This is a genomic window from Roseovarius salis (assembly GCF_044472985.1).
Lineage (GTDB): Bacteria > Pseudomonadota > Alphaproteobacteria > Rhodobacterales > Rhodobacteraceae > Roseovarius > Roseovarius salis.
Genome location: NZ_JBISDG010000028.1, coordinates 21063 through 46152 on the forward strand (window position 1 = coordinate 21063; position 25090 = coordinate 46152).

Genomic DNA, 25090 nt, shown 5'->3' on the forward strand with positions numbered 1-25090 from the left:
TTACGTCGAATACGCCGCCGAACAGGCATAATAGTTGCGCTGCACCTGCGAAATGGCTAGGACAAGACCACGTTGAAAAGGGGAATTGATTCATGGCTCACGACGGACAGGACACCGTGGCAGCGGCGCCGGTCATACTGGACGATCTGCTGAAGCTCACCGCTGCGGCGCTGGCCCCGGCCGAAACACTGCTGGAGGCAGCCAAGTCCCGCCTGCGGGAATTGGTCGTTGTCGGCGGGCGTGTCTCGTCCCGAGCCGTAGAGGCACATCAGGACGCGGCGCACGGGCTGGCATGGCTGGCGACCTACGTGGAGGCGCTGCGCCAGATGCAGAACTGGGCCGAGAACCTCTCCGGGCAGGGGCGTTTCGGCGAGGTTGAGAGCCTGATCCACCAGATCGCGTTCGGCGAATACCTGCAGCAGATCGCGGGCGGTATACCCATGAATCAGGGCGAGGTGGTGCGCCTGCATGCCATGGGGCTCGACTGGGACGATCTTTCACGTTTCCAGACCGACGCGGTGCGACTGCTGCGGGCCGAGGGCAACAGCCAGGCCGCGCGAACCCGGCTGGTGGAGCTCATGCAGGAGCGCAACGCCGATGTCACCGTGGGGGCGAGCGGGCTCGACGAAGAGCTGGAAATGATCCGTGAACAGTTCCGTCGGTTCGCCGTCGACCGGATCGACCCCCATGCCCACGAATGGCACCTCAGGGACGAGCTGATCCCGCTGGACATCATACAAGAGCTGGCCGAAATGGGCGTGTTCGGCCTGACCATACCGGAGGAATATGGCGGGCTCGGCCTCAGCAAGGCGTCGATGTGCGTCGTATCCGAAGAGTTGAGCCGCGGCTACATCGGTGTGGGGTCTCTCGGCACGCGGTCAGAGATCGCGGCCGAGCTGATCATCGCCGGCGGGTCCGACGAGCAGAAAGAGAAATGGCTTCCCCGTCTGGCCAGCGCCGAGACCCTGCCGACAGCGGTGTTCACCGAACCCAACACGGGTTCCGACCTGGGCGCGCTGCGCACCCGGGCTGTCAAGGACGAGAACGGCGACTATCGCATCACCGGCAACAAGACGTGGATCACCCACGCCGCCCGGACCCATGTCATGACGCTGCTGGCACGGACCGATCCCGCATCGACCGACCACCGGGGGCTGAGCATGTTCCTCGCGGAAAAGACACCGGGCACCGACGAGCATCCCTTCCCAGACGACGGCATAACGGGCGGCGAGATTGAGGTTCTGGGCTACCGCGGCATGAAGGAGTACGAGCTCGGCTTTGACGGTTTCCACGTCAAGGGCGGAAACCTTCTGGGTGGCGAGGAAGGCAAGGGCTTCAAGCAGCTCATGGAAACCTTCGAAAGCGCGCGTATCCAGACAGCCGCCCGCGCCGTGGGCGTGGCACAGTCGGCACTCGACATCGCCATGAAGTACGCGCAGGAGCGCAAGCAGTTCGGCAAGCCCCTCATCGCGTTTCCCCGCGTGTCGGGCAAGCTTGCCATGATGGCTGTCGAGATCATGGTGGCACGGCAATTGACCTATTTCAGCGCATGGGAAAAGGACAACGCCCGCCGCTGCGACCTTGAGGCCGGGATGGCGAAACTCCTGGGCGCGCGGGTCGCATGGGCCGCGGCCGACAACGGTCTTCAAATCCACGGCGGTAATGGCTTCGCGCTGGAATACCCCATCAGCCGTTTGCTGTGCGACGCGCGGATCCTCAATATCTTCGAGGGGGCGGCAGAAATCCAGGCGCAGGTCATCGCGCGGCGCCTGTTGGGATGAAGCCGGGTGAAAAACGTGGCGGGCCGGGGGACATCCCCGGCCTTCGTCATTCCGGCTGACAGATCTCCCGGTTGGCAATGGCCCTGCCGGTGCGCAGCAGGAGCGCCAAGACGACCGTGACCAGCACGGCCAGCAGGGCCGCCCCGATCAGACGGTGCGCGCCAGATCCTGTCACGTCTGCATGGACGAGGCTGGCGATGGTTACCGCGGCAAAGGGAAAGCTCAACGCCCAGAAGGACATGGCGAACGACAGTTTCACCAGCCTTGGCAACTGCACCGCCACGATCAGGGCAAAGAAATAGGCGCCGTTGAGCAGGATTCGCCCGAACGCCCCGACCTCGCCCGTCAACTGCACCCATGCGACATAGGCCACCGCGGGCGGTGCGATCAGGATCACCAGCGTGGGCTGCAAACGCGCGGGCAGAGGGTCATGGAACACCAGCCGGTTGATGACCAGTGTCAACAGCACCACCCAGAAAATCAGCCCGACCGACATGAAGTACCAGCTGATCTCGGCATATCCCAGTTGAACTCCGGCAACGGGCACGACGACGTTGCCCACCGCCGGGATGAACCACGCCGGCGACAACTGCACGTGCTGAAAGGACCGCCGGCTTATCCACCCCGACACAACAGCGACGGTCAGCACGGCCTGCAGCCCGGCCCCGGCCAACCATGCGGGCTCGGCCAGCGCGGCATTCCGCGGAAGCGTCGCTGTCGCCAGCAACAGTAGCGAGATGGAAATCGCCGGGAAGAAGGCCAGCTTGACCGGATGGCGCCATTCCTCGGCGATGGAACGGGGATGCCGCACGGACTTAGCAAGATAGACGACCACGACCGCGGCGAACGTTGCCGCTGTCACCAGATAGGCAATGAGCGCCGGCTGCGCGCCCAGCCCAAGGGCAGGGCCGGCGGCATGCAGGGCCAATGTCAGCCCGCCCAGCCCCATCACCACGGCAAAGAAGGACACGGGAAAATTCTCGAGCCTGCCTTGCGCTGGCCCTGCTGCGATATTGGTCATCCGGCGCCTCCCTCCGTCATATTCCCGCAAACGCATATGTATGGACGTACAGCGCCGGGAAACATGACATGGGTCAAACCCTGACCATGCCGTTCAGTGCAGCCATCGCAGCAGGAACAGCGTGATGCCGGGAAATGCGACGAGGATCACCACCCGCAGGATATCCGAGGCGACGAAAGGCAGCACCGCCTTGTAGGTGTCCAGCATCGGCGTGCGCGGATCCATGGAGTTGATGACGAACAGGTTCATCCCCACCGGCGGGGTAATCAGGCCGACCTCCACCACGATCAGCACGAGGATGCCGAACCAGATCGCCACCTCCTCGGGGGTGAGCCCGAAGTCGAGCTGCGACACGATGGGAAAGAAGATCGGGATCGTCAGCAGGATCATCGAGAGGCTGTCCATCAGGCACCCGAAGACGAGGTAGAGGGCGAGGATGCAGGCCAGAACGGCCCAGGGGCTCATCCCCTGCCCAACGACCCATTCCGAAAGCTCCTGCGGCAGCTGCGTCAGCGCGAGAAAGCCGTTGTAGAAAGCGGCGCCGAGTATGATGAAAAAGATCATCGCGGTATTGCGCGCTGTGGCGTAGAAGCTTTGAACGAGCGTGGCACGCGTCAGGCCACGGTTCAGAAGGGCGATGACACCTGTTCCGGCCGCCCCCACCGCCGCGCCCTCGGTCGGCGTGAACCACCCCAGGTAAATGCCGCCCACGACCAGCAGGAAAACCACCAGCACCGGCCAGACATCCAAAAGCGCGCGGAACCGCTCGCGCAGCGGCATGGCATCCCGCAGACCGGCCGCCGAGGGACTCACGCGGACGAAAACCGCGATGGTCGCCATGTAGCCGACCGCCGCGAGGACACCGGGGATGAACGCCGACAGGAACAGCTTGGCAATATTCTGTTCGGTCAGGATGGCGTAGATCACCAGGATCACCGAGGGCGGGATCAGGATGCCGAGCGTGCCGCCTGCCGCCAGTGTCGCCGTCGAGAAGCCGCCCGAGTACCCGTACCTGCGCAACTCCGGCAGGGCGACCTGGCTCATCGTGGCGGCGGTGGCCAACGAGGACCCGCAGATCGCCCCGAACCCCGCGCATGCCCCGACCGAGGCCATGGCCACACCCCCCTTGCGGTGGCCCAGCCAAGCCTCTGCCGCCTTGAACAGAGCGGTGGACATGCCGCCGAGAGTCGCGAAATGCCCCATCAGCAGGAACATCGGCACGATCGACAGCGAATAGCTGGAAAACGTGGAGTACGTCTCGTGCTTGAGCCGCGAGAGCGCGACCGTCATGCCATCGGTCACGGTGTAAAGCCCGCCAAGCGCCACCACGAACATGGCCAGGCCGATCGGCACCCGCAGGAAGATCAGCCCCATCAACACCGGGAAGGAGGCAAGCCCGATCTCCAGATCGCTCACCCGTCCGCTCCTTCGGCCGCGTGCAGGATGATGCGCCCGGTCGCGATTTCCGCCGCGCGCGCGACCGCCACGTAGGCACCCACGATCGCCGCGACGCTGGCGGCGAAAAGGCTGGCGGCATACGACCACCAGACGGGAAACTGCAGCATGAACGTCGTCTCGTTATAGCGCAGCTTGTCCAGCAGCCCCTGGTAGAGTTGCCATGCGATCAGAACCAGAACAGCGGCAAACACCCAGTCCACGACAAGCTGGATGCCACGGTTCAGCCCGCGTGGCAGACGGGTGGAAAACACGTCGACCGTGGCATGCCCCCCGGATATCTGGCACAGTGGCAGGAAGGCGAATATGGCAAAGGCGATGCCGGCCTCGACGATCTCGAAATCACCTGTCAGCGGCCCGATGCCCAGTTCGAGCAGCCAACCAGCGGCATCCGGGATCACGGATTGCGCCAGGTCCCCGTGCAGCGCGGTGTTCAACACCCGGCCCGCCACGGACACGCAGGTGACCGCAATCACCAGCGCCAACACCGTCCCGCCGATCACGGCCATCAACCGGGCCAGTGCCAAGAACAGTCTCTGCATGCAAACTCCTGCCCCGGCGGACCGCGCCGCGCCGCTCCGGCGCAGCGCGGCGATGCTCAATCGGTGTGCTTGGCGATCAGGGCCTTTGCCTCATCCACCAATGCCTGGCCGTCATACCCCTTTTCGTTCATTTCCTCGATCCAGTTCCGCTCGACCCGGGCGGCGGCAGCTTTCCACTCCTCGACCTGCTCGGGCGTGAGGTCGATGATGTTGTTGCCGCGCGCGGCCGCCTGCTCGCGTGCGGGCCCGTCAGCCTCTGCCATGAGCTTGCCGCCAAGTGCCGACATGTCGGCGCCCGACTGGCTGTCGATCGCGGCTTTCAGGTCATCAGGCAGGCTTTCGTACTTCTCCTTGTTCATGGCAAAGATGAAAGCCGTGGTATACAGCGCCTCGTCCCCGAAGGTTGTATGGTTCTCCACCAGTTCGGGGATCTTCAACGCCGCCGTCACCTCCCACGGGATCACGGTTCCGTCGATCACGCCTTTCGACAGGGCCTCGGGAATCGCCGGCACGGGCATGCCCAACGGTGTCGCACCCAGTTCGCCCAGCATGCCGGTGATGATCCGCGTGGGGCCGCGCACCTTCATGCCGTTGAGGTCAGAGGGCTCGGTGACCGGCCGATCCGAATGGATGACTCCCGGTCCATGCACCCAGACGGCCAGCACCTTGAAATCCTCGAAGTCGCTGTCCATCATGTTCTTCTCGGCGAACTCCCAGTAGGCGCGGGACGTGGCCTCGGCATTGGTCATGATGAAGGGCAACTCGAAAACCTCGGCCTGGGGAAAGCGCCCCGGCGTATACCCGGCCACCACCCAGATGATGTCGGCGACACCGTCGATCACCTGGCTGGCAAGCTCGGGCGGCTTGCCGCCAAGCTGCATGGCCGGGTAATGCTCGATCTCGATGCGACCGTCCGAGGCCGCCTCCACCCGCTCGGCCCAGGGTTCGAGGATCAGCTTGGGCACGTTCGCCTGCGGCGGCAGGAACTGGTGCATCTTCAGCGTCACCTCCTGGGCGAGCACGGCCGTCGCCATGCCGGCCGCCATTACCGTGGCCAGCGTCGCGCGCATGGCAATGCGTCCAAAGATCATTATCGCGTCTCCTCCCTTGAGATCTCGTTCGTACCGGCCCTTGTCACGGGCCTTTGGCCACCTTGATGTTGGCACTGAAACGCGCCGCATTGCAACTGTCATCCCGGGCGGGGGCGCCGCTCAGTCAGGCGCGGCAATCCTGAGATGCACCGGCGCCAGCCCCTCGATCCCGCCTTTCAGCTCGCTGCCCGCTTGCACCGGCCCGACGCCCGCCGGCGTGCCGGTATAGATCAGATCCCCCGGCGCGAGACTGTAGAAGCGCGACAGGTCGGAAATGATCTCTGGCACGGTCCAGATCATGTCGGACAGAAAGGCCTCTTGCGCGATGGTGCCGTCATGGGAAAGATGCAGCCGCTGCGAGCCGATCACGCCGAATGCCGAGACGCGTGAAATCGGCGCGATCACGGCAGAGTTGTCGAAATCCTTGCCCAGATCCCACGGGCGCCGCCTGTCCTTGGCTGCCGACTGCAAGTCGCGGCGGGTAAGGTCGATTCCGCACGCATAGCCAAGCACGAGCTCGCTCGCCCGCGCCTGCGAGACGTCCTGCCCGCCACGGCCCAGGGCCACGACGAACTCCATTTCGAAATGGCAATCCGTCGTACCCGCGGGATAGGCAATCGTCGACCCCGACGGACAGATCGCCGTGGCGCACTTGGTGAAGTAGAACGGGTTCTCGCGGTCGACCTCGTTGCCCATCTCGACAGCATGGGCGGCATAGTTTCGTCCGACGCAAAAAATGCGGCGCACGGGAAAGGCGCGCGTGTCGCCTGTCACGGGCACTGTCCGGGGCGCGGGCGGATCGAAAAGAAAATCTGTCTGCATTGGCTTCACCGCGGTGGTTCACGCTTTATGGGCCGCGATGAGCGCAAGAGTCAAAGCATGCTCACGCCACCCTCTGCCCGCGCGACCAGACGGCGCGAACCGCGGGAACGCCGCCGCGCATGGCGAACCGGACCATGTCGGCGCGTTTGCCGGGCAGGATCTCGCCCCGATCGTGCAGACCGACGGCGTGCGCGGGGTTTCGGCTGACCGTGGCGATACCGCGCGCCATGTCATCCCACATGCGCCCAAGCTCCACCGCCCCCATCAGCAGGGCGGCCGGGACATAGTCGGACGACAGGATATCCAGCAGCCCTGCTTCGGCCAGCTCACTTGCCGCCACGTTGCCGGAATGCGATCCTCCACGGATGAGGTTGGGCGCCCCCATCATCACCGCGATGCGATGCTCGCGGCACGCCGCCGCCGCCTCGCGCGTGGTGGGGAACTCGGCAAGCCGGATTCCATAGCCGTGTGACACCGCGACCTGCTGCGGTGTCGTATCATCATGGCTGGCCAATACGGCACCGTACCGTGTGGCGGCGCGGACGGCCTCGGCCTCGTGCCGGTCGCCGTTGCGCGCCCGAAGCGCCTGCAATTCCGCGACATGTTCCGCGAATTCGGCATCCGAAAGGCCCTGCTTGCCTTTCATGTAGTCCTCGAGCTTGCCGATGTCGCGGAACTGGCGCTGGCCGGGGGTGTGGTCCATCAGGCTGACAAGCCCGACACGGTCGGACTCGCCGAACTCCTCCATTTCCTCGACCAGCGTTTCGGAACACACCTCGGCGCGAAGGTGCAGGAAATGGCTGATCCTGAGCGCGTCCTCGGACCGCAGGGACAGAAGCTCGCTGGCCAGTTGGCGCGCGTATTTCAGATACCGGCCCTTGCCGCGCGGGATCGATCCCACCCGCAGCGCATCGAAAACGGTCGTGATGCCGGTGCCGGCCAGTTCGGCGTCATGGGCGAGGATCGCGGCGTTGTGCGGCCAGTCCACCTTGGGGCGCGGCTGGATGTGGCGTTCGAGATTGTCGGTATGCAGCTCCACCAGCCCAGGCGCCAGGAAATCCCCGCCGCAATCCGCAGCACCCGGTGGAACGGCTGAACCCGTTTCCATATCCGTGATCAGCCCGTCGCGGATGCGGACCGATCCCGTTACGGTTTCCTCCGCCAGGACCAGCGTGGCATTGGCGAGAACGGTTTCCTGTGTCATGTGGGCGCTACTCTTGTCTGGCTATCGGGATGGGAAGGGCGGGACCGATGACTTTCCAACGCTACGCTGTCTACTACACGGCGCCGGATGGCCCGCTCGCACGGTTCGGCGCCGACTGGCTTGGCTGGGACATCGCGGCAGGTTGCGCTGTTTTGCGGTCCGAACCGGGCGGGCTGCCGGTGCCGCTCGACGAAATCACGCAGGCGCCGGCCAAGTACGGGTTCCACGCGACGATCAAACCACCGTTCCGGCTGGCGCACGGACAGACGAGGGATGCACTGGCCGCCGCGTTCGGCGCTCTTTGCGACGGGCTGGCGCCGGTCAGGCTCGACGGGCTGGAACTCGCGCGGCTCGGGGCCTTCCTCGCGTTGCGGCCGCGCGGCGAGACGGCGCCGCTCGACCGGCTTGCAGCCGATGTGGTGCGCACGCTCGACCGGTTCCGCGCCGCGCCGACCGAGGCGGACCTCACGCGCCGCCGCGCGGCCGGCCTCACCCCCCGGCAGGACGAACTTCTGGCGCAGTGGGGGTATCCCTACGTGATGGAGGAATTCCGCTTCCACATGACATTGACGGGCCGGCTGCCCCGGGCACACCGCGCGCAGGTGCGCACCGTGCTGGAGCGTGACCTGGCCCCTCTGCTGCCCGCCCCTTTCGTCCTCGATGCGCTCAGCCTTGTCGGAGAGGCCACAGACGGGCGGTTTCACCTCCTTCACCGTCATGCGTTGGCATCCTGCTGAAGCGTGGTCAATATCGTTGTCACCGTATCCTCCAGCGGCCCGTCATTGGACACCTCGATGACGCGCCCCAAACCGCCGGGCAAAGCAAAGCTCGACCGCGCCAGCCGCGCCGAGATGCTGTCACGGCTTTCCCGGCCCCGTGCGGCCAGCCGGCGGGCCAGAGCATCGGGTGGGGCGGTCAGGTGCAGCGTGATGAAATCCGCGAATTGCCGCTCGGCCTGCATGAGCACGCCACGCGAGAGGTTGACCAGGCATGTTTCGCCGCGATCCAGCCGCGCCCTGACACCCACCGGCACACCGTAGTCCATACCATGTGCCGACCAGTACAGCACGAACTCGCCGGCCTCACGGCGGCGCGCGAATTCATCCGGGCTCACACGGTCGAAGTCCTCTCCCCCCTCTCCCTGCGGGCGGGTGATGACCCGCCGCACCCGGTGAAAACCGGGGCGCGCGCGCACCAGCTCTTCCATGACGCTATCCTTGCCGACCCCCGAGGGGCCGACCACGCCGATGAGCCGCCCCGTGGTCATGCCGCTTCGGGAGTGAATTCCGACACATCCACCTCGCGGTCGCACACGCGGTCACGCGCGGCCCCGTCATGGAAAATGCCGAGGATCGCGGCGCCGCGCGCCTTGGCTTCCTCGATCAGCCGCAGCACCGTGTCACGGTTCTCGGCGTCGAGGCTCGCGGTCGGCTCGTCGAGCAGGAGCGCGGGGTATGCATGGGCAAACCCCCGGGCGATGTTGACCCGCTGCTGTTCCCCGCCGGAAAAGGTCGTCGGGCTCAGTTCCCATAGGCGCGGCGGGATATTCAGCCGACCGAGCAGCGTCTCGGCCCGGGCCAGCGCAGCCGCCCGCTCATGACCGGTCATCAGCAGCGGCTCGGCCACCACCTCGCGCGTGGGGACGCGCGGCACCACCCTGAGAAACTGGCTGACATAGCCCAGCGTGTGGCGCCGCAGGTCGAGTATCTGGCGCGGGGCGGCGGCGGCGACATCAACGCCGGCCACCTCGATCCGCCCGCCGGCCGCCACGTAGTTGCCGTATATCATCCGCATCAGCGTCGATTTGCCGGCACCGGATGCGCCCGTGAGTGCCACGCATTCGCCCGGCGACACGCTCAGCCCCGCGCCGCGCATGACGGGTATGGTCGCCCCGCCCTGGTTGTGCAGCGTGAAGGATTTGGAAACATCGCTCAGCGCGATCACTGGGCTGGACATCATAACAGGTCCTTCCACCGGAAAATGAAATAGGAAAGCAGCGACGATGCAACCATCGCCGCGATGGCCACGGCAAAGCCCCACGGGGAGTCCAGCCACGGCATCCACGAGAAATTCATGCCGAACACCGTGCCGATCAGCGTGGGCGGCAGGAACAGCACCGCAACGAGCGAAAAGGTCTTCGTCACGGCGTTCTGCTCGATCGTGGTCAACCCGAAGATCGTGTCGAGCAGAAGGCTGAGCTTCTGCGTGAGAAAGCCGGCGTGTTCCGCCAACGAGGAAACGTCACTTGACAGCACCTTGAGAGCGCGCGCCGCCTTGCGGTCCTCGCCGGACTCCACCGACCGGTTCAGGAACGCGAGGGCGCGCTCGATGGTCACGAGGCTGTTGCGCACATCCGACACCAGCGCCCCGGCCTGCCCCAGCGTCGCCAGCGCCGAGCGCCGGTTGCGCACATGGCTGTCGGCGCGATCCTCGAACAACCCTCGCGACACCTGCTCGATGCGGGTATCGGTGAGCTCGAGTATGTCGGCGAGCCGGTCGATGATGGCATCCAGCAGGCCGAACAGAACCTCGCGCGGCGCGGAGGTGTCGAACGGGCTCTGCGCAGCGCGGTCCGGATAGGTCTTGAACGGGCGCGGCGCGTGATAGCGCACCGTGACGATCTGCTGGTCCCCGACGGCCAGCGTGACGGGGGCGACGTGATGATCCTCGGTATCAGACAGGGCAGGCAGGACCAGCGTGATGAAATCCACGCTGCCCTTGCGGTACAGGCGGCTGGAAAGCTCGATCTCCTCCATGTCCTCGCGCGCGGGCAACTCCGTGCCCGCTGCCGCGCCCACCTCTGCCAGTTCCTGCGGGGTGGGGTCGCTGAGGTCGATCCAGACTGCGCCGGGCTGCACGCCATCGCCGCGCGAAAGACCGCCTGCACCGTCGGGTTTGAAACTCTCGATCATGTCCTAGACCTGCAAAACGCTGGAAACCAGGAGCTGAGTATACCCGTGCTGGGGATCATCGAGCACCTGGTCCGTGAGGCCGGTTTCCACCACGTGCCCATCTTTCATCACCATCAGCCGGTCCGCCAGCAGGCGCACCACCGCGAGGTCATGGGTCACGATGATGGCCGACAGGCCCATTTCCCGCACGAGCCCGCGCAACAGATCCAGCAGCCGGGCCTGCACCGAGACATCGAGCCCGCCTGTCGGTTCGTCCATGAACACCAGCCGCGGGCCGGTCACGAGGTTGCGGGCGATCTGCAACCGCTGCTGCATGCCGCCTGAAAACGCCGAGGGCCGGTCGTCAACGCGGTCATCGGGGATTTCCACGCGGTCGAGCCAGTCCAAGGCCTGCGCTCGGATGCTGCCGTAGTTGCGGGCGCCCACGGCCATCAGGCGCTCGCCCACGTTGCCGCCCGCGCTCACCCCCATGCGCAGCCCGTCACGGGCGTGCTGATGGACGAACGCCCAGTCCGTGCGCCCCAGCATCCGGCGCTCGGGCTCGGACATCCTCAGCGTGTCGCGCGGCCCCTCGGCGCGCGTGTCGAACAGGACCTCGCCGGCATCAGGAGCTAGCTGGCCGGCGAGGCAGTTGAGGAGGGTGGACTTGCCCGAGCCACTCTCCCCGACTATTCCCATCACTTCGCCCGGATAAAGATCGAAGGAAACATCCTCGCATCCGATCCGGGCGCCGTAGAATTTCGAGACGTCCTTGACCTGCAGAAGCGGTGTCGTCATTCGGCGCCCTCCTCGTAAGGGGCGCCCTGCGCCCCGACATGGCCCGCCGCGCGGCGCGACCGGCAGTAATCGGTGTCCGAGCACACGAACATGCGCCCGCCCGCGTCATCGGTGATGACCTCGTCGAGGTAGCTGTCCTCGGCTCCGCACAGGCCGCAGGGGTGATCGGCCTTCGACGGGTCGAAGGGATGATCCTCGAAGTCGAGGCTGGCCACGCGGGTATAGGGCGGCAGGGCGTAGATGCGCTGTTCGCGCCCCGCCCCGAAAAGCTGTATTGCCGGGCACTCCGACAGTTTCGGGTTGTCGAACTTCGGGATCGGCGAGGGGTCCATGACGTAGCGGTCCTCGACCTTCACGGGATAGGCGTAGGATGTCGCGATCGCGCCGTGCCGGGCGATATCCTCGTAGAGCTTGACATGCATTAGCCCGTACTCCTCGAGGCTGTGCATCTTGCGCGTCTCGGTCTCGCGCGGTTCGAGAAAGCGCAGCGGTTCCGGGATCGGCACTTGATAGACCAGGATCTGGTCCCCCGTCAGCGGCTCCTCGGGGATGCGGTGGCGCGTCTGGATCACGGTGGCCGCTGCCGTTTTCTCCGTGGTCTCGACACCCGCCGTGCGCTCGAAAAACTTCCGGATCGAAACGGCGTTGGTCGTATCGTCGGCGCCCTGGTCGATCACCTTGAGCCGGTCCTGCGGGGTGAGTGTGGCGGCACTGACCTGCACGCCGCCCGTACCCCAGCCATAGGGCATCGGCATCTCGCGGCTGGCGAACGGCACCTGGTAACCGGGAACCGCAAGTCCCTTCAGGATGGCACGGCGGATCATCCGCTTGGTCTGTTCATCCAGATAGGCAAAGTTGTAATCGGCCACATTTTCGCTCGTATCTTTCATCAAATCGGCCCTTTCCGACATTTTTCCGCCGACTTCCCGCGATAGCGTCGTGATTTCCATGCACACGGGAAAAGGGACGTGAACCAATGACAACGACGATGGTGATTATCGCGCTGATGGTGCTCTTCGGTGCCCTGCTGATCGGCAAGATGCTGACCGAGATGCTCCCCGAGAGCGGCACCGGGACCGACCAGGAAACCGCCGAGGAAAGCCGTACGCCGGCGGAATAAGGCTGCGGGCGGGGTCATTCGGCAGCCCCTTGCGCCGCGGCCTCGGCCCGCAGTTTCCTTACCAGCTCCAGTTCGGACTGGAAATCGACGTAGTGCGGCAGCTTGATATGCTCCAGGAAGCCCGTCGCCTGGATATTGTCGGCGTGCATCAGGACGAATTCCTCGTCCTGCGCAGGCGCGCCCGTGTCGTCCTCGCCCAGTTCTTTCCAGCGCAGGGCCCGGTCGACCAGCGCCATTGAAATGGCCTTTCTTTCGGTCTGCCCGAAAACAAGGCCGTAGCCCCGCGTGAACTGTGCAGGTTCCGTTTTCGACCCGGTAAACTGGTTGACCGTTTCACACTCGGTGAGCGTGATTTCCCCGATCTCGACGGCGAAGCCCAGCTCGGGAACATCCATCTCCACCGCTACGGTGCCGATGCGCAGCTCCCCGACAAACGCATGGTTGCGCGCGTAGCCACGCTGGGTGGAATACGCCAGCCCCAGGACGAAGCCCTCGTCCCCCCGCGTCAACGCCTGCAGGCGCAACGGGCGCTCAGCCGGCAACTCCATGGGCTCCCGCGTGAGGTCGGGGGGCGGGTCGTCATGCGCGTCCTCGCCCTGTATCAGCCCCTCTTTTCCCAGAAACTGCGTGATGTGCGGGACATCCCCCTCCGCGGGGGCTGCCTCCGGCGCCTCGGGCACCTCCCCATCGGCGGCCAGCTTGAAATCCAGCAAACGGTGCGTGTAGTCGAAGGTGGGGCCAAGAACCTGCCCGCCCGGCGCATCCTTGAACGTGGCCGAGATACGCCTTTCGCACGCCATCGCACCGGTGTCGACAGGCGCCGATGCACCAAGGCGCGGCAATGTCGTGCGATAGGCCCGCACCAGGAATATCGCCTCGATCAGGTCGCCACGCGACTGCTTGATCGCCAGTGCGGCAAGGTCGGGATCGTAGAGCGATCCCTCGGCCATCACGCGGTTGACCGCAAGCGCCATCTGCTCGCGTATCTGGTCGACCGAAAGCTCGGCCACGTCCTGGTCGCCCCGGCGCTCCTCCGCCAGCCATGCGTGCGCATTGTCTATGGCCTTTTCGCCGCCCTTGACCGCTACGTACATGGCGCACCCCCCGGCTTGGTCGACCGCGGCAACGCTGCAACCCGCCCGCCGCAGGTCAGGAAAAAGTCGAGCCCGAGCGGAAAGCACCGCGCATTGGCGCGCATCTCCCCCGCGTCGGGCAGTGATAGCGTGGCCCGCCCGTTGATACCGGGGCCGGTCAGTACCGTGCCGTCTTTCGAAAGCTCTTGCATCTCGACGATCAACGTCGCGGACCGGTCGGGATATTCCGGCGTGCCGGCGGCGTACTGCGACAATGGCAGCAGCTGCCCCCATGTGCCGATCGCGAACCGCGCCGCCCCCGCGGACACGACCGGCGCACCGGTATGGAAAGCCACCCAATCGCGCACCTCGGGACGATCATGCCCACCGGCAAGATGAACGCCCGTTTCCGGGTCGCACAGGGTCAGCAACAGGGTACCGGCAGCGGATGACAGCGGCGCCGGCGGGCGGGCCGTGTCGAGCGTTTCGATCGTGCCCGGGCACGCCATCGCCCGCATCGCACACCGAAACGCGCGCGCGGCCTGCACCGGCGCGTCTGAGAACCCGCCCTCGAGGGCATGTGCCTGCATCAGTCCTCTCCCCGCGCCATGGTGAAGAAATCGACCCGTGTCGCGGCCGCCTTGGCGGCGCGCGCCGCGCGCGCGGCCTCCAGCGCCTCTGCCAGCGGATCGAGTATCGCGGCGCGCAGCGTCTCGGCGCGGGTGGTCTGCATCAGCGCATCGATCAGCGCAGCGCGCGTGGCGTGCCCCTTGTCCCGGCCCTGCACGTAGGCATGCCCGACCTCGCCGCCATCGAGCCTGAGGGAACAGCGCGTCACCGTCATCTCGCCGAGGTTGAAGGGCGCCCCGGTGGCCCCGGTCCGGCCGCGCACCATGATGCCCCCCGATTCCGGGGCCCGCAACCACGCATAGGCCGGTTCGTATCCGTAATCCGACCAGAGGCGGGCAAGCTGTTTCGGCGGCGCCTTGGCCAGCAGGCCCATGCGGGTCCGGCGCTCATCGTCTGTGGTCATTGGACACCTTGCGCATTTGTCTAGAGATATATACAACTAGACAAATCAATAGTTGAAACCGGGACGCCCGGCAAGCCCCGGCCGAATGAAGGTTTCGTGACATGACAGACACCAAGCGCACCCCGGTCTGGAAATCCATTCACGACAGCCTGCACCGGGATATCACCGGGCAGCGTTACCGGCCCGGCGACAAGCTGCCCACCGAGGCGGAGCTGGCACGCCGGTTCGGCGTCAACCGCCACACCGTCCGGAGGGCGCTTGCCGCACTGTCGCAGGCCGGCCTCGTCCATGCGCGCCGTGGCTCTGGCGTGTTCGTGGCGCAGGAAACGGCCGACTACCCCCTTGGCCGCAGGGTACGGTTCCACCAGAACCTGCGCGCCGCCGGCCGCTTGCCCGGCCGGGAAATCCTTGCCCTGGAAACCCGCGCCGCCGGCGCCGACGAAGCCGAGGCGCTGGCACTCGCGCCGCAGGACCGGGTGCACGTCTACGAAGGGTTGTCGCTGGCGGACGGCCAGCCCATTGCGCTTTTCCGCAGCGTCTTTCCCGCCGCGCGATTTCCGGACCTGCCGACGGCACTTGACCGCGTGCGCTCGGTCACGGAAGCACTGCGCGACGCGGGTGTGCCCGACTACACCCGCGCATGGACGCGCCTTAATGCCAAGCTGGCCACTGCCACCCAGGCACTGCATCTGCGGACGACCGAGGGGGCGCCGCTGCTGCGGACGGTTTCACTCAATATCGATCCCGAGGGCCACCCCGTCGAGTATGGCCGGACATGGTTTTCCGGCGACCGGGTCACGCTGACGATACCGGATTCACAAGAGTTTTAAATAGGTTGTCACCAAACCGATACCTGCATGCCCTAACCTGTGGAAAACCAGTGCGTGAGAGCAGCGGCATGACCTCCAAACCCCCGGCAATGCGCCTGACGGGCGCAACCGTCCTGCGTGGCGGCGAGATGCAGGCGCGCTCGGTCGTGATAGAAGGCGGCCGCATCAGCAAGGGCCCGCTGCCAGAGGTGGATCTCACCGGCTATCTCGTGCTGCCGGGCATCATCGACCTGCACGGCGATGCCTTCGAGCGGCACATCCGCCCGCGCCCCGGCGCCGTGTTTTCCCTGGAACAGGGACTCATCGCCACCGACCGCGAAGCCGCGGCGCATGGCGTCACCACCGCGTGGCTTTCTCAGGGCTGGTCATGGGAGGGCGGTCACCGGGACCCCGGCGTTGCCGAGCAAGTGCTGGCGGTGCTCGACGAGTACAGGCCCCGGGTGCAAACCGACCTGCGCGTGCAGTTGCGGTGTGAGACCCATACCGTCGATACGCAGGATCGCCTGCTCGAAGCGATCGCGCGCCACAAGGTGCGGTATGTCATCTTCGGCAACCGGCTGGACGACACGCCGAGCCCGTCGCTGTGGCCGGATCACGAACTGGCCGCCTGCGCAAGATCTGCCGGACGCACGCCCGACCAGCACATCACGGCCATTCGCGAGGCGCGCAAGCAGGCAGCGGCGGTGCCCCGGCACCTTTGTACGCTGGCCGCGGCATTCGACGAGATGGGCGTGCTCTACGGTTCGCACGACGACCGCGACGCCGAGACGCGTGAAACCTATTCGATGATCGGGGCGCGGATCTGTGAATTCCCACAGACGCGCGCCGCGGCAAAGCTGGCCCTCGCAGTCGGCGATCCCGTGGTGATGGGCGCACCCAACGTGCTGCGCGGCGGGTCCTGTTCCGGCCACGTCTCGGCACAAAGGCTGATCGAGGCAGGCGAATGCGATGTGCTCGTGTCAGATTACTGCTACCCGGCGCTGGCCAAGGCGGCGTTTTCCCTTGTCGACCGCGGCCTTCTTGGCCTGCCGCGGGCATGGAACATGATATCGCAGCGCCCGGCCGAAATCATGCGCATGACCGACCGCGGCGTGATCGCCGAAGGCAAGCGCGCCGATCTTGTCATCGTGAACGAATCCACGCGCGACATCGAGGCCACGCTGGTCGCGGGCCGCATTAGCCACCTGACCGGCGAGGCCGCCCGGCGTTTTTTGGGGGCGCCGGCCGGGCTTGCCATGGCGGCGGAATGACGGGAACGGCGTGATTTGCGCAATCCTGTCATGCCGGCGTTACGGGACGAATGTAGACAACTACTGCATTTATCCACGCGATTTCAGCATCAGGGCGGGGCGGTTCCGCGAGCCGCACCGCCTATTGACCCGACCGATGATGAAAACGTGTCATCCTCCATGTCTTTCGAGGAATGCCTCGGCGGACAGCGCCCGGAAATCCTCCAGCGCGGCGCGCAACGTGTCATGGCTCCAATCCCACCATGCAAGCGCCATCATCCGTTCGGCCAGCCGTTCCGGCAGGCGCGCGCGGACCGGCGCCGCCGGCACCCCGGCCACGATGGTGTAGGGCGCCACGTCGCGTGTAACGATCGCACCCGACGCCACCACGGCCCCATGTCCCACGGTGACCTCGGGCTTGATCTGCGCGTTGTGCCCCAGCCACGTGTCGTGACCGATCGCGGCCCGTCGCGAGCGGCGTCTTTCGAACCACCCGGCATCGTCCTCGGCACCGTCCCAGTAACTGGCGGACCGGTACATGAAATGATGGAGGCTGGCGCGATCGAGGGGATGGTCGGTTGCCCCGATGCGCACGAAACTGGCGATGTTGGAAAACTTTCCCACATCGGCGTTGGCGATGTCGCAGTAACGGTCGCAATAGGAATAATCCCCGATCACCGAATGCGCCACGCGACTGCCGCGCCCGATCTCGCAATAGCGGCCGAAGCTCGTGTCGGCAATTTCGCAATCGGGGTGTATCACCGCCTCTTCGGGCTTCAATCTCGGCATGGCTTCTCCATTGTGGCTTGGGTCCTGCGGCGCGTCATCGCCCGGGCGGATCGACCCGGGCAATCCCGACCGGTCCGGTCGGGCGCGCCGGAACTGTGGCCCCGTGTCAGTGACCGCTGTCGTCGGATGTGATGAGCCGCGCGCGCAGCCAGCCGGAAACCCAGTCCATCAGCATGACCATGAGCACGATCAGCACGATGTAATAGCTCACCTCTTCCCAGTCCTTCTGTGTGATGATCGCCTGCGTCAGCAACAGGCCGATCCCCCCGCCGGTGATGGCGCCGATGATCGTCGCGCTGCGGGTATTGGATTCAAGGTAATACAGAAGCTGGCTGAGGAGGACGGGCGTGACCTGCGGGATTACGCCGAAGCGGTAACGCTGCAGCGGCTTGGCGCCGGTGGACTGGACCCCCTCGATCTGCTTGTCGTCGACGTTTTCCAGCGCCTCGGAGAACAGCTTGCCAAAGCTGCCGGTGTCCGTCAGCAGGATGGCGAGCGCGCCGGTGAGCGGTCCCGGCCCGAAGGCCCGGGCCAGCACGATCGTCCAGATGAGCGCGTCCACCCCGCGCAGGAAGTCGAATATCCGTCGGATTCCGAAACGCACGGTCCGCACAGGAGAGAAGTTGCGCGCCGCCACGAAGGCGACCGGAAGCGCAACGATCGCGGCGCCGAACGTGCCAAGGAAGGCCATCAAGACGGTCTCGAAGATCGCCCAGGCGACTTCGCCGTGCCGCCACATCTTGTTGTTCCAGAAGTCATGCAGCATGGCCGAGACGTTCGAGCGCCCCTCGACCACACGATCGGGCGACAACGCCAGCGCGGCCAGCTCGCCAAAGGACTTGCCGTGAAACGGGCTGTCGAGAGTAAACCAGAACAATTCCCAGCCGAACTCGTACTTGAAGAGTTCCGCCCGCGTGCGGGTCACCGTCAGGCGGCCCCGTTCCGTCGTGACGGCAAGCCGGTTCTTCGAGGCGCTGATCCAGTCGGGTTGGTCCTCCATCGTGCCGCTCGGAAAGACCATGTCGACGCCACGCCGCGATGGCTCGGCCTCGATGGTGCCGAAACCGGGGATGTCGTAGAAGACCCGGCCTTTGTCGAAGGTCACTTCGTGACCCTGCCCCAGATCCGCGACCGCGCCGGTATCGGTCAGCGTGACCCAGCCGGGCGCCGTTCCGGGCTCGTACGCGCCCTTCCGCTCGCCCTCTATCGCGATTTCCAGCGTGTCCGACCTGTCGTCGAACAGGACATGCGTCTTGTAGCTGTAGCTGTCGGCCACCAGGGTGCGCGCGTTGTCCAGGCTGGCGCGCTCGCTCAGGCCCGGGATGTCGAAGGCGAAGAAGATGTAGACGAAATAGGCAAGGATCACGGCCGGCAGGCCGAAATTGAACAGCCGCTTGCGGCGGAACAGCTGCGAGGCACCCTGCTTGAGGTCCTGCGGCAGGTCTGCGGTCACGGTCATGCTGGCCTCCCCCGGGTCAGGCGGTCACGGTAATGCGACGATATCTGGTCGAAGAGCACGATCGTCAGGAACAGCAGGATGAAGATCGCGGCCGCCTCGTCGAATTTTCCCTGGCCCCAGGACATCGCGTTACGCAACTCGTAGCCGATGCCGCCGGCCCCCACGAATCCCAGGATCGCCGAAGCGCGCACGTTGACTTCAAACCGCAGCAGCGCGTAGCTGAGATAATTCGGCGCGACTTGCGGCATCACCCCCAAGAGCATCCGCTGCGACCAGGTAGCCCCTACGGAGTGAAGCCCCTCGACCGGTTTGAGGGACGCGTTCTCGTTCACTTCCGAGAAAAGCTTGCCCAGCGCTCCAACGGTGTGAAAGGCGATGGCGATCATGGCCGGCACCGGCCCGCCGCCGAGGACGAATATCAACACCAATGCGATCACGATCTCCGGGACGGCCCGCATGATGTCCATGATCCGGCGGAAAACCGGTATCAGGCGGGGCCATTTTGCCATGCCCCGCGTGGCCAGCAATGAAACGATCACCGCGCCGAGCGCACCGACGAGCGTCGAGGCGGCGGCGATGTTGATCGTCTCGATCATGGCGGGCAGGAAGGTCAGCAAGTGGCCGGGAAGCTGCACCGCCTTTTCAGACGCCTCGCCCCAGACCTGCGCCGGGAAATCCAGCATGTTGTGCCATCCATCCCAGAAACCGCCGGCATTGCGGTCATCGGCGATCCGGAAGCCCGAGACCATGAGCGCCGCGAACACCGCCAGCATGATCCCGGAATAGACCCGCTTGCGGCGCGTCAGCGCCATGTAGGCGGTGCGCACCTCCCGGGTCGTCGGTGTGCCCTCGGCGCTCAACTCTGACATCGGCCTGCCCTGTCGTTATTCCAATGAAACGGGCCCTGCGCATGGCAGGGCCCGCATGGCCGTGCGGCCGGTTACTGCATCTTCGATTTGCGTGCCTCGATGATCGAGGTGTAGGCGTCGTGGCCGATCGGCTGGAAGCCGAGCGCTTCGCCGGCCAGAACGCCGTAGGCGCATTCCTCGTCCAGCGACGGCAGGGTGGCCATCAGCGCGGTCACCTCCAGCTTGACGCGCTCGGGCAGATCCTTGCGCAGGACGATCGGACCTTCGGGGATCGGGTTCGATTTCCAGATCTGAACGAGGTTGTTCATGTCGATCAGGCCCGCATCAACGGCCTTGCGCAGAGCGCCCGAGTTATAGCCGTCTTCCCAGTTGCCCAGGCCGTCGGCCCAGGTCACGCCGGCGTCGATGTCGCCGTTGTTGACCGCCACGATGGTCTGCTCGTGACCGCCGGTGAACACCACGTCGGAGAAGTAGTCGCCCGCCTCCATGGTGATCTCTTCGCCTTGCTGCGGGATCTCGATCGAGGGGATCAGATAGCCCGAGGTCGAATTCGGATCGCCGAAGCCGAACACCTTGCCTTCCATGTCTTCCAGCGAGGTGATCCCGCTGTCAGCACGGGCAAAGCCGATCGAGTGATAGCCATAGCTGCCGTCAACGTTTACCTTGACCAGCACCGGCTCGACGGCGTCGGGATCTTCGAGGTAGGTCTTGGCATAGCCCGATGCGCCCAGCCAGGCCATGTCGATGGTGCCGCCCAGCAGGCCCTGGATGACGCCGTTGTAGTCGGCCGGGGCGAAGAGCTTGGTCTCGACACCGAGCAGGTCCTCGGCCTTGGCCCGCAGGCACTCGTTGGAGTTCAGGCGGTCCTGGGCGTTCTCGCCGCCGAGCAGCCCGATGCGGAATTCCTCGATCTCCTGGGCCGCGGCGGGCACGGTCAGGGCGGTCGTCGCCACGATGGCAGCAATCATTTTCTTCATGTCTGTCTCTCTCCGGTTGCGGTGGTGCACCCGCCGCCGCCGCGACGGGATCTGGAAGGCTCAGACCGTCGCCTCGGCCTCGTAGAGGGCCGCGCGGGCTGCGCGGTCGAGCGTGTCTAGGCTGGTGGAGGTGCTCTCTTCGGTGAACGAGGCATCGGCGCCGTAGATGTCGCGCGCCACGCCAGTTGTCAGCTGGGCCGGCGTGCCGTCGAACACGATCCGGCCGTGCAGCATCCCGATCACGCGGTCGCAGTAGCGCCGCGCCGTATCCAGCGTGTGCAGGTTGGCGATGACGGTACGGCCGTCCTCTTCGTGGATGCGGCGCAGGTCCTCCATCACCAGCTGGGCGTTCATGGGGTCGAGCGACGCGATGGGTTCGTCGGCAAGCACCATCCTGGGCTCCTGCATCAGCGCCCGGGCGATGGCGACGCGCTGCTGCTGCCCGCCGGACAGCGCCTCGGCGCGCTTGGGTGCATGCTCGGCGATCCCAAGCCGGTCCAGTATGTCGATGGCCCGGTGGATGTCCGCTTCCGGATAGAGGTTGAACATTGTCGACAGCGTCGAGCGGCGGTTCAGCGTGCCGTGCAGCACGTTCGAAACCACGTCCATGCGCGGGACGAGGTTGAACTGCTGGAAGATCATCGCGCAGTCGGATTGCCACGCGCGCTTCTGCGTGCCGGTGAGCGCGGTCACGTCACGACCCTCGAAGGTGATCGTGCCGTCGGTGGCGTCGGTCAGCCGGTTCAGCATGCGCAGCAGCGTGGACTTGCCCGCGCCGGACCGGCCGATGATCCCGATCATGGCCGGACGATCAACCGTGAAAGATACCGCATCGACCGCCGTGTTGCGGCCGAAAGACTTGGTCAGCGACGTGATTTCAAGCAAAGTCCATTCCCCCGACATGTCGGCCGCCGGGGTAGAGGCGGAGTTCAAACCATTTGCGACGGTTCGTTAAAACTTCTGTGACGGCTTCAGGGGCGCCACGCCCGATCGGCGGCACTTTGCCCCGGTGGCGCCCCGCCAACCATTGCACTTGCGCGGGCGCATACCGCAACGTATCCCGGCGCAATGACGCCCCGCCGCTCGACCAGACTTAGCCGCGACGACTGGCTGGCCGCCGGCATCAAGGTGCTGGCGGACCGGGGCGCCGACGCGCTGAAGGCCGAGCCGCTGGCCCGGCACCTGCAGACGACCAAGGGCTCGTTCTACTGGCATTTCACGGATGTGCCCGCCTTTCACGAGGTACTGCTGACGCGGTGGGAAGAAACGGCGACGGACGAAATGGCGCGGCTGCTGGAGGCCACGCATACGCCGGTCGCGCGGCTGCGGGAATTGGCGCAGGCGATCGCGGAGCCGCGGTGGCAGCCCGGCGCGGCCTCGGTAGAAGCCTCGATTCGCGCCTGGAGCACGGTCAACGACACGGCGCGCGCGGCCGTTGAACGGGTCGATGCGGCACGGCTGGCACAATTGCGGGCCCTGCTTTCCGAGACCGGCATCGGCAACCCCGAGATGGCAAGCATCCTGCACGGCGCGGCAATCGGCATGGCCATGCAGGGCGCCGGCGCAGAAACAGACAGGCGTGCGGCAATCGGGTCGCTGGTCGATCTGGTTCTGGCGCTCAGATAGAAACGGGGCGCGGCCGCCGGTGCACCGCGGCCCCGGCATCGCCTGCGTGATCAGCCAGTGCCGGACCGTCCCTCGAACCGCGCGACGAATCGCGCCCGTGCCTCCGGCAGCGGCTTGTTCCCAAGCTCCGGCGCCAGATGTGCATTCAGGAAATGACCCGTTACATGCAGGCCTTGCGCAATCTCCGAATCCGGCGCAGGCCCTTGCCCCAGCAGGCATGCGGGCAACGGCAGCAGCCGGTCGGCCCACGCGCCCGCGCCGCCGCGCGACACGGCCCGCCCCGTGCGCGGAGAGACATAGGACAGGTCGTTGGCCGCCGTTCCCATTACCGCGCAGGCGGACAGGTCGAGACCAAAGCCCATTTCCTCCAGCAACGCCATTTCCCAGTGCAGGTAGGCCAAAGGCCAGACCTCCCGCTGCCCCAGCAGATCGAGCAGGGTTTCCGTCCTGCGGTAAAGCCGCGCATGCGCCTCGCGCTCTGGCAGGCAGAACAAAAGCAGCGCCACCACCGCGTTGAGACCCGCCAGCGAAAGGCGGCTGCTCATCGATTCCACGGCCCGCGACCGGAGCGGCTCGACCGTATAGGTCCCGATGTGATCCTCCAGCCTCGCGCGCCAGGCGACATCAAGCTGCGCGCCGGGTTGCAGCACCGGCGCCATCCTGCGTGACGCGCCGCCCCTGACAACACCTGCATGACGTCCGTGCGCGGCGGTGAACACTTCGATGATGGATGACGTCTCACCATGACGGCGCGCCGCCAACAAGATGCCCTGATCGCGCCACTCCATTCGCGCCCCCTGCCCTTTTCGGGCATGGGACACCAAATGCACGCCGATGCCAAGCGCGATAGAAATGAGCCGCGATCTGTGTTTAGTGTCGGCCCGAAGCAATTCGGTACGGTAACGGGAGCTAACGATGTCGTCCTTCAAAAATGCGGCCTTGATTTCCGCGACGCTCGCGCTCGGCGGCACGTCCGCCGCGGCCGAAGAGAGCGTGATGGTGGTCTTCGACGGGTCGAACTCGATGTGGGGCCAGATCGACGGCACCGCCAAGATCGAGATCGCCCGCGGCGTGATGGACAACCTTCTCGGCGAGTGGACGCAGGACCGGCAGGTCGGCCTGATGGCCTATGGCCACCGGCGGAGGGGCGACTGCGGCGATATCGAAACGCTCGTTCAGCCCGGCACGGACACGCGCGCCAGTATTCTGCAGCGCATAGAGGGCATCACCCCCACCGGCAAGACACCCCTGACCGACGCGGTGGAACGGGCGGCGCAGGAGCTCGCCCATACCGACCGTCCGGCGACGGTGGTTCTGATCTCGGACGGGCTGGAAAGCTGCGACCGCGACCCCTGCGCGCTGGCGCGCACGCTGGAACGTTCGGGCGTCGGGTTCACGGCGCATGTGGTCGGGTTCGGCCTCGGGGCGGATCAGGACGTGAGTTCGCTGTCCTGCATCGCGGAGGAAACCGGCGGCACCTATATCCAGGCCGGTAACGCGGCGGAACTGGAACAGGCGCTCAGCAATGTCAGCACGGCCGTCGCCAACACGCCGGAGCCCACCCCCGACCCGGAACCGCAATTGCCTCAGGTCAGCGTGAACGGCCCGGCAAAAGCGGTGGGCGGCTCGGCGGTGACGGTGACGTGGGAGCCCACGGTCGCGCCCGCCGATTACATCACGGTCGTCCCCGCCGGCGCCGAAGAGGGCGAATACGGGCCCTATGAAACGGTGCGTGACTCGGAGTCCGTGACGCTGACGATACCCGGCGATCCAGGGGTTTACGAGTTTCGCTACGTCCACAACGCGGATGACACCACGCTCGGCACGGCCGGGCTGGAGATCGGCGCGCCACAGGTTACCCTGTCGGGGCCCGGTACCGTCCTGACCGGTGCGGATCTAGACGTGACATGGCAGCCGGCGATCAATGCGAACGACTACGTTACGATCGTGCCCGCCGGTGCGGAGCAAGGCAGTTACGGCTCCTACGTGACCGTCCGTGACGACACCCAAGGCACGCTGACCGCGCCATCCGAGCCGGGCGAATACGAACTGCGCTACGTTCTGGAGGTGAACGACAGCACGGTCGCAAGCCAACCCCTGCAAGTGACCGAACCACGGGTCACCATCGACGGCCCCGACACCGCGCTCGCCGGGTCGAGGTTCGCCGTCTCGTGGACCGGTGCGGTGCACAAGGACGACTACGTCACAATCGTCCCCGCCGGCACGCCCGAGGGCGAGAGCGGCAACTACGCCCGCGTCCGCGACCGCTCGGAGGTCAAGCTGCAGGCCCCCGCCGATACCGGCCTCTACGAGCTGCGCTACGTCCTCGACGAGGGCGACAGGACGCTCGCCACCGCGACGATCGAGATCACCGCGCCGGAGGTCACCATCGACGGCCCCGACACCGCGCTCGCCGGGTCGAGGTTCGCCGTCTCGTGGACCGGTGCGGTGCACAAGGACGACTACGTCACAATCGTCCC

Annotated in this window: 27 protein-coding genes; 7 read left to right on the forward strand and 20 right to left on the reverse strand. The window is 65.9% G+C overall.

What is annotated here, in order from left to right; all coding sequences use genetic code 11:
• Nucleotides 1–92 precede the first annotated feature (92 nt).
• Entirely contained in the window at nt 93–1781 is a 1689-nt protein-coding gene (locus tag ACH13J_RS12455) for an acyl-CoA dehydrogenase family protein (RefSeq protein ID WP_397543662.1), read from the forward strand.
• Nucleotides 1782–1827: 46 nt separating this feature from the next.
• Here the strand turns inward: ACH13J_RS12455 and ACH13J_RS12460 are convergent, their stop codons facing one another.
• The 6 genes from ACH13J_RS12460 to ACH13J_RS12485 all read right to left on the reverse strand — a co-directional run bounded on the left by ACH13J_RS12460 (nt 1828) and on the right by ACH13J_RS12485 (nt 7916).
• A complete protein-coding gene (locus ACH13J_RS12460; protein ID WP_397543663.1) occupies nt 1828–2802 on the reverse strand; it encodes an SLAC1 anion channel family protein in 975 nt (324 codons plus the stop codon).
• 93 nt (nt 2803–2895) lie between these two features.
• Nucleotides 2896–4218 carry a TRAP transporter large permease subunit gene (locus ACH13J_RS12465; protein ID WP_397543664.1) on the reverse strand — a complete coding sequence of 441 codons (1323 nt, stop codon included), beginning with the start codon at nt 4216–4218 and terminating at the stop codon, nt 2896–2898.
• Complete coding sequence (locus tag ACH13J_RS12470) at nt 4215–4799, reverse strand: TRAP transporter small permease subunit (RefSeq protein ID WP_397543665.1); 585 nt, start codon at nt 4797–4799, stop codon at nt 4215–4217. The genes ACH13J_RS12465 and ACH13J_RS12470 overlap by 4 nt, the downstream gene beginning before the upstream one ends.
• A gap of 56 nt (nt 4800–4855) precedes the next feature.
• A complete protein-coding gene (locus ACH13J_RS12475) occupies nt 4856–5890 on the reverse strand; it encodes a TRAP transporter substrate-binding protein (RefSeq protein ID WP_397543666.1) in 1035 nt (344 codons plus the stop codon).
• 120 nt (nt 5891–6010) lie between these two features.
• Complete coding sequence (locus ACH13J_RS12480) at nt 6011–6712, reverse strand: fumarylacetoacetate hydrolase family protein (protein WP_397543667.1); 702 nt, start codon at nt 6710–6712, stop codon at nt 6011–6013.
• Between the two features lie 61 nt (nt 6713–6773).
• Nucleotides 6774–7916: an alpha-D-ribose 1-methylphosphonate 5-triphosphate diphosphatase gene (locus ACH13J_RS12485; RefSeq protein WP_397543668.1), complete on the reverse strand. Its 1143-nt coding sequence runs from the start codon at nt 7914–7916 to the stop codon at nt 6774–6776.
• A gap of 47 nt (nt 7917–7963) precedes the next feature.
• Between ACH13J_RS12485 and ACH13J_RS12490 the strand changes: the two genes are divergently transcribed.
• Nucleotides 7964–8653: a DUF1045 domain-containing protein gene (locus tag ACH13J_RS12490; protein ID WP_397543669.1), complete on the forward strand. Its 690-nt coding sequence runs from the start codon at nt 7964–7966 to the stop codon at nt 8651–8653.
• On the opposite strand, the gene phnN is transcribed toward ACH13J_RS12490, so the two are convergent.
• The 5 genes from phnN to ACH13J_RS12515 are packed head-to-tail and all read right to left on the reverse strand — an operon-like array spanning nt 8632 to nt 12474.
• Nucleotides 8632–9183, reverse strand: a complete 552-nt coding sequence (phnN, locus tag ACH13J_RS12495; RefSeq protein WP_397543670.1) for a phosphonate metabolism protein/1,5-bisphosphokinase (PRPP-forming) PhnN — start codon at nt 9181–9183, stop codon at nt 8632–8634. The genes ACH13J_RS12490 and phnN overlap by 22 nt on opposite strands.
• A complete protein-coding gene (gene phnL / locus ACH13J_RS12500) occupies nt 9180–9875 on the reverse strand; it encodes a phosphonate C-P lyase system protein PhnL (protein ID WP_397543671.1) in 696 nt (231 codons plus the stop codon). The genes phnN and phnL overlap by 4 nt, the downstream gene beginning before the upstream one ends.
• Nucleotides 9872–10828 (reverse strand): CorA family divalent cation transporter, encoded by a 957-nt coding sequence (locus tag ACH13J_RS12505; protein ID WP_397543672.1) that lies wholly within the window; start codon nt 10826–10828, stop codon nt 9872–9874. Before ACH13J_RS12505 ends, phnL begins: the two co-directional genes overlap by 4 nt.
• Before the next feature lie 3 nt (nt 10829–10831).
• Nucleotides 10832–11605: a phosphonate C-P lyase system protein PhnK gene (phnK, locus tag ACH13J_RS12510; RefSeq protein ID WP_397543673.1), complete on the reverse strand. Its 774-nt coding sequence runs from the start codon at nt 11603–11605 to the stop codon at nt 10832–10834.
• Nucleotides 11602–12474: an alpha-D-ribose 1-methylphosphonate 5-phosphate C-P-lyase PhnJ gene (locus ACH13J_RS12515; protein ID WP_397543687.1), complete on the reverse strand. Its 873-nt coding sequence runs from the start codon at nt 12472–12474 to the stop codon at nt 11602–11604. Before ACH13J_RS12515 ends, phnK begins: the two co-directional genes overlap by 4 nt.
• Nucleotides 12475–12581: 107 nt before the next feature.
• On the opposite strand from ACH13J_RS12515, the gene ACH13J_RS12520 reads away from it, so the two are divergent.
• A complete protein-coding gene (locus tag ACH13J_RS12520; protein WP_397543674.1) occupies nt 12582–12725 on the forward strand; it encodes a hypothetical protein in 144 nt (47 codons plus the stop codon).
• A gap of 14 nt (nt 12726–12739) precedes the next feature.
• Here the strand turns inward: ACH13J_RS12520 and ACH13J_RS12525 are convergent, their stop codons facing one another.
• Genes ACH13J_RS12525 through phnG form a run of 3 tightly spaced genes read right to left on the reverse strand, consistent with a single transcriptional unit; the run spans nt 12740 to nt 14831 of the window.
• The gene (locus tag ACH13J_RS12525) at nt 12740–13819 is read right to left on the reverse strand and encodes a carbon-phosphorus lyase complex subunit PhnI (protein ID WP_397543675.1); all 1080 of its coding nucleotides are present in this window, start codon (nt 13817–13819) and stop codon (nt 12740–12742) included.
• Nucleotides 13810–14388, reverse strand: coding sequence for a phosphonate C-P lyase system protein PhnH (gene phnH, locus ACH13J_RS12530; protein ID WP_397543676.1), 579 nt, complete (start codon nt 14386–14388; stop codon nt 13810–13812). The genes ACH13J_RS12525 and phnH overlap by 10 nt, the downstream gene beginning before the upstream one ends.
• Nucleotides 14388–14831, reverse strand: coding sequence for a phosphonate C-P lyase system protein PhnG (phnG, locus tag ACH13J_RS12535; RefSeq protein ID WP_397543677.1), 444 nt, complete (start codon nt 14829–14831; stop codon nt 14388–14390). Before phnG ends, phnH begins: the two co-directional genes overlap by 1 nt.
• Nucleotides 14832–14932: 101 nt before the next feature.
• Here phnG and phnF point away from each other — a divergent pair, with 101 nt between their 5' ends.
• The gene (gene phnF / locus ACH13J_RS12540) at nt 14933–15661 is read left to right on the forward strand and encodes a phosphonate metabolism transcriptional regulator PhnF (RefSeq protein ID WP_397543678.1); all 729 of its coding nucleotides are present in this window, start codon (nt 14933–14935) and stop codon (nt 15659–15661) included.
• A 68-nt stretch (nt 15662–15729) separates the two neighbouring features.
• Nucleotides 15730–16911 carry an alpha-D-ribose 1-methylphosphonate 5-triphosphate diphosphatase gene (locus ACH13J_RS12545; protein ID WP_397543679.1) on the forward strand — a complete coding sequence of 394 codons (1182 nt, stop codon included), beginning with the start codon at nt 15730–15732 and terminating at the stop codon, nt 16909–16911.
• A 150-nt stretch (nt 16912–17061) separates the two neighbouring features.
• On the opposite strand, the gene ACH13J_RS12550 is transcribed toward ACH13J_RS12545, so the two are convergent.
• From ACH13J_RS12550 to phnC, 5 genes are all read right to left on the reverse strand, one after another.
• Nucleotides 17062–17679, reverse strand: a complete 618-nt coding sequence (locus ACH13J_RS12550) for a chloramphenicol acetyltransferase (RefSeq protein ID WP_397543680.1) — start codon at nt 17677–17679, stop codon at nt 17062–17064.
• A gap of 106 nt (nt 17680–17785) precedes the next feature.
• On the reverse strand, nt 17786–19138 hold the full coding sequence (gene phnE, locus ACH13J_RS12555; protein WP_397543681.1) for a phosphonate ABC transporter, permease protein PhnE: 1353 nt from the start codon (nt 19136–19138) through the stop codon (nt 17786–17788).
• On the reverse strand, nt 19135–20007 hold the full coding sequence (gene phnE / locus ACH13J_RS12560) for a phosphonate ABC transporter, permease protein PhnE (protein ID WP_397543682.1): 873 nt from the start codon (nt 20005–20007) through the stop codon (nt 19135–19137). The genes phnE (ACH13J_RS12555) and phnE (ACH13J_RS12560) overlap by 4 nt, the downstream gene beginning before the upstream one ends.
• 71 nt (nt 20008–20078) lie before the next feature.
• Nucleotides 20079–20984 carry a phosphonate ABC transporter substrate-binding protein gene (gene phnD, locus ACH13J_RS12565; protein WP_397543683.1) on the reverse strand — a complete coding sequence of 302 codons (906 nt, stop codon included), beginning with the start codon at nt 20982–20984 and terminating at the stop codon, nt 20079–20081.
• 60 nt (nt 20985–21044) lie between these two features.
• The gene (gene phnC, locus ACH13J_RS12570) at nt 21045–21869 is read right to left on the reverse strand and encodes a phosphonate ABC transporter ATP-binding protein (RefSeq protein WP_397543688.1); all 825 of its coding nucleotides are present in this window, start codon (nt 21867–21869) and stop codon (nt 21045–21047) included.
• Nucleotides 21870–22052: 183 nt separating this feature from the next.
• Here phnC and ACH13J_RS12575 point away from each other — a divergent pair, with 183 nt between their 5' ends.
• Nucleotides 22053–22610: a TetR family transcriptional regulator gene (locus tag ACH13J_RS12575; RefSeq protein ID WP_397543684.1), complete on the forward strand. Its 558-nt coding sequence runs from the start codon at nt 22053–22055 to the stop codon at nt 22608–22610.
• Nucleotides 22611–22660: 50 nt separating this feature from the next.
• Here the strand turns inward: ACH13J_RS12575 and recO are convergent, their stop codons facing one another.
• Nucleotides 22661–23398, reverse strand: a complete 738-nt coding sequence (gene recO / locus ACH13J_RS12580; RefSeq protein ID WP_397543685.1) for a DNA repair protein RecO — start codon at nt 23396–23398, stop codon at nt 22661–22663.
• Nucleotides 23399–23525: 127 nt separating this feature from the next.
• Between recO and ACH13J_RS12585 the strand changes: the two genes are divergently transcribed.
• On the forward strand, nt 23526–25090 hold a 1565-nt coding region (locus ACH13J_RS12585), incomplete at its 3' end, for a vWA domain-containing protein (RefSeq protein WP_397543686.1).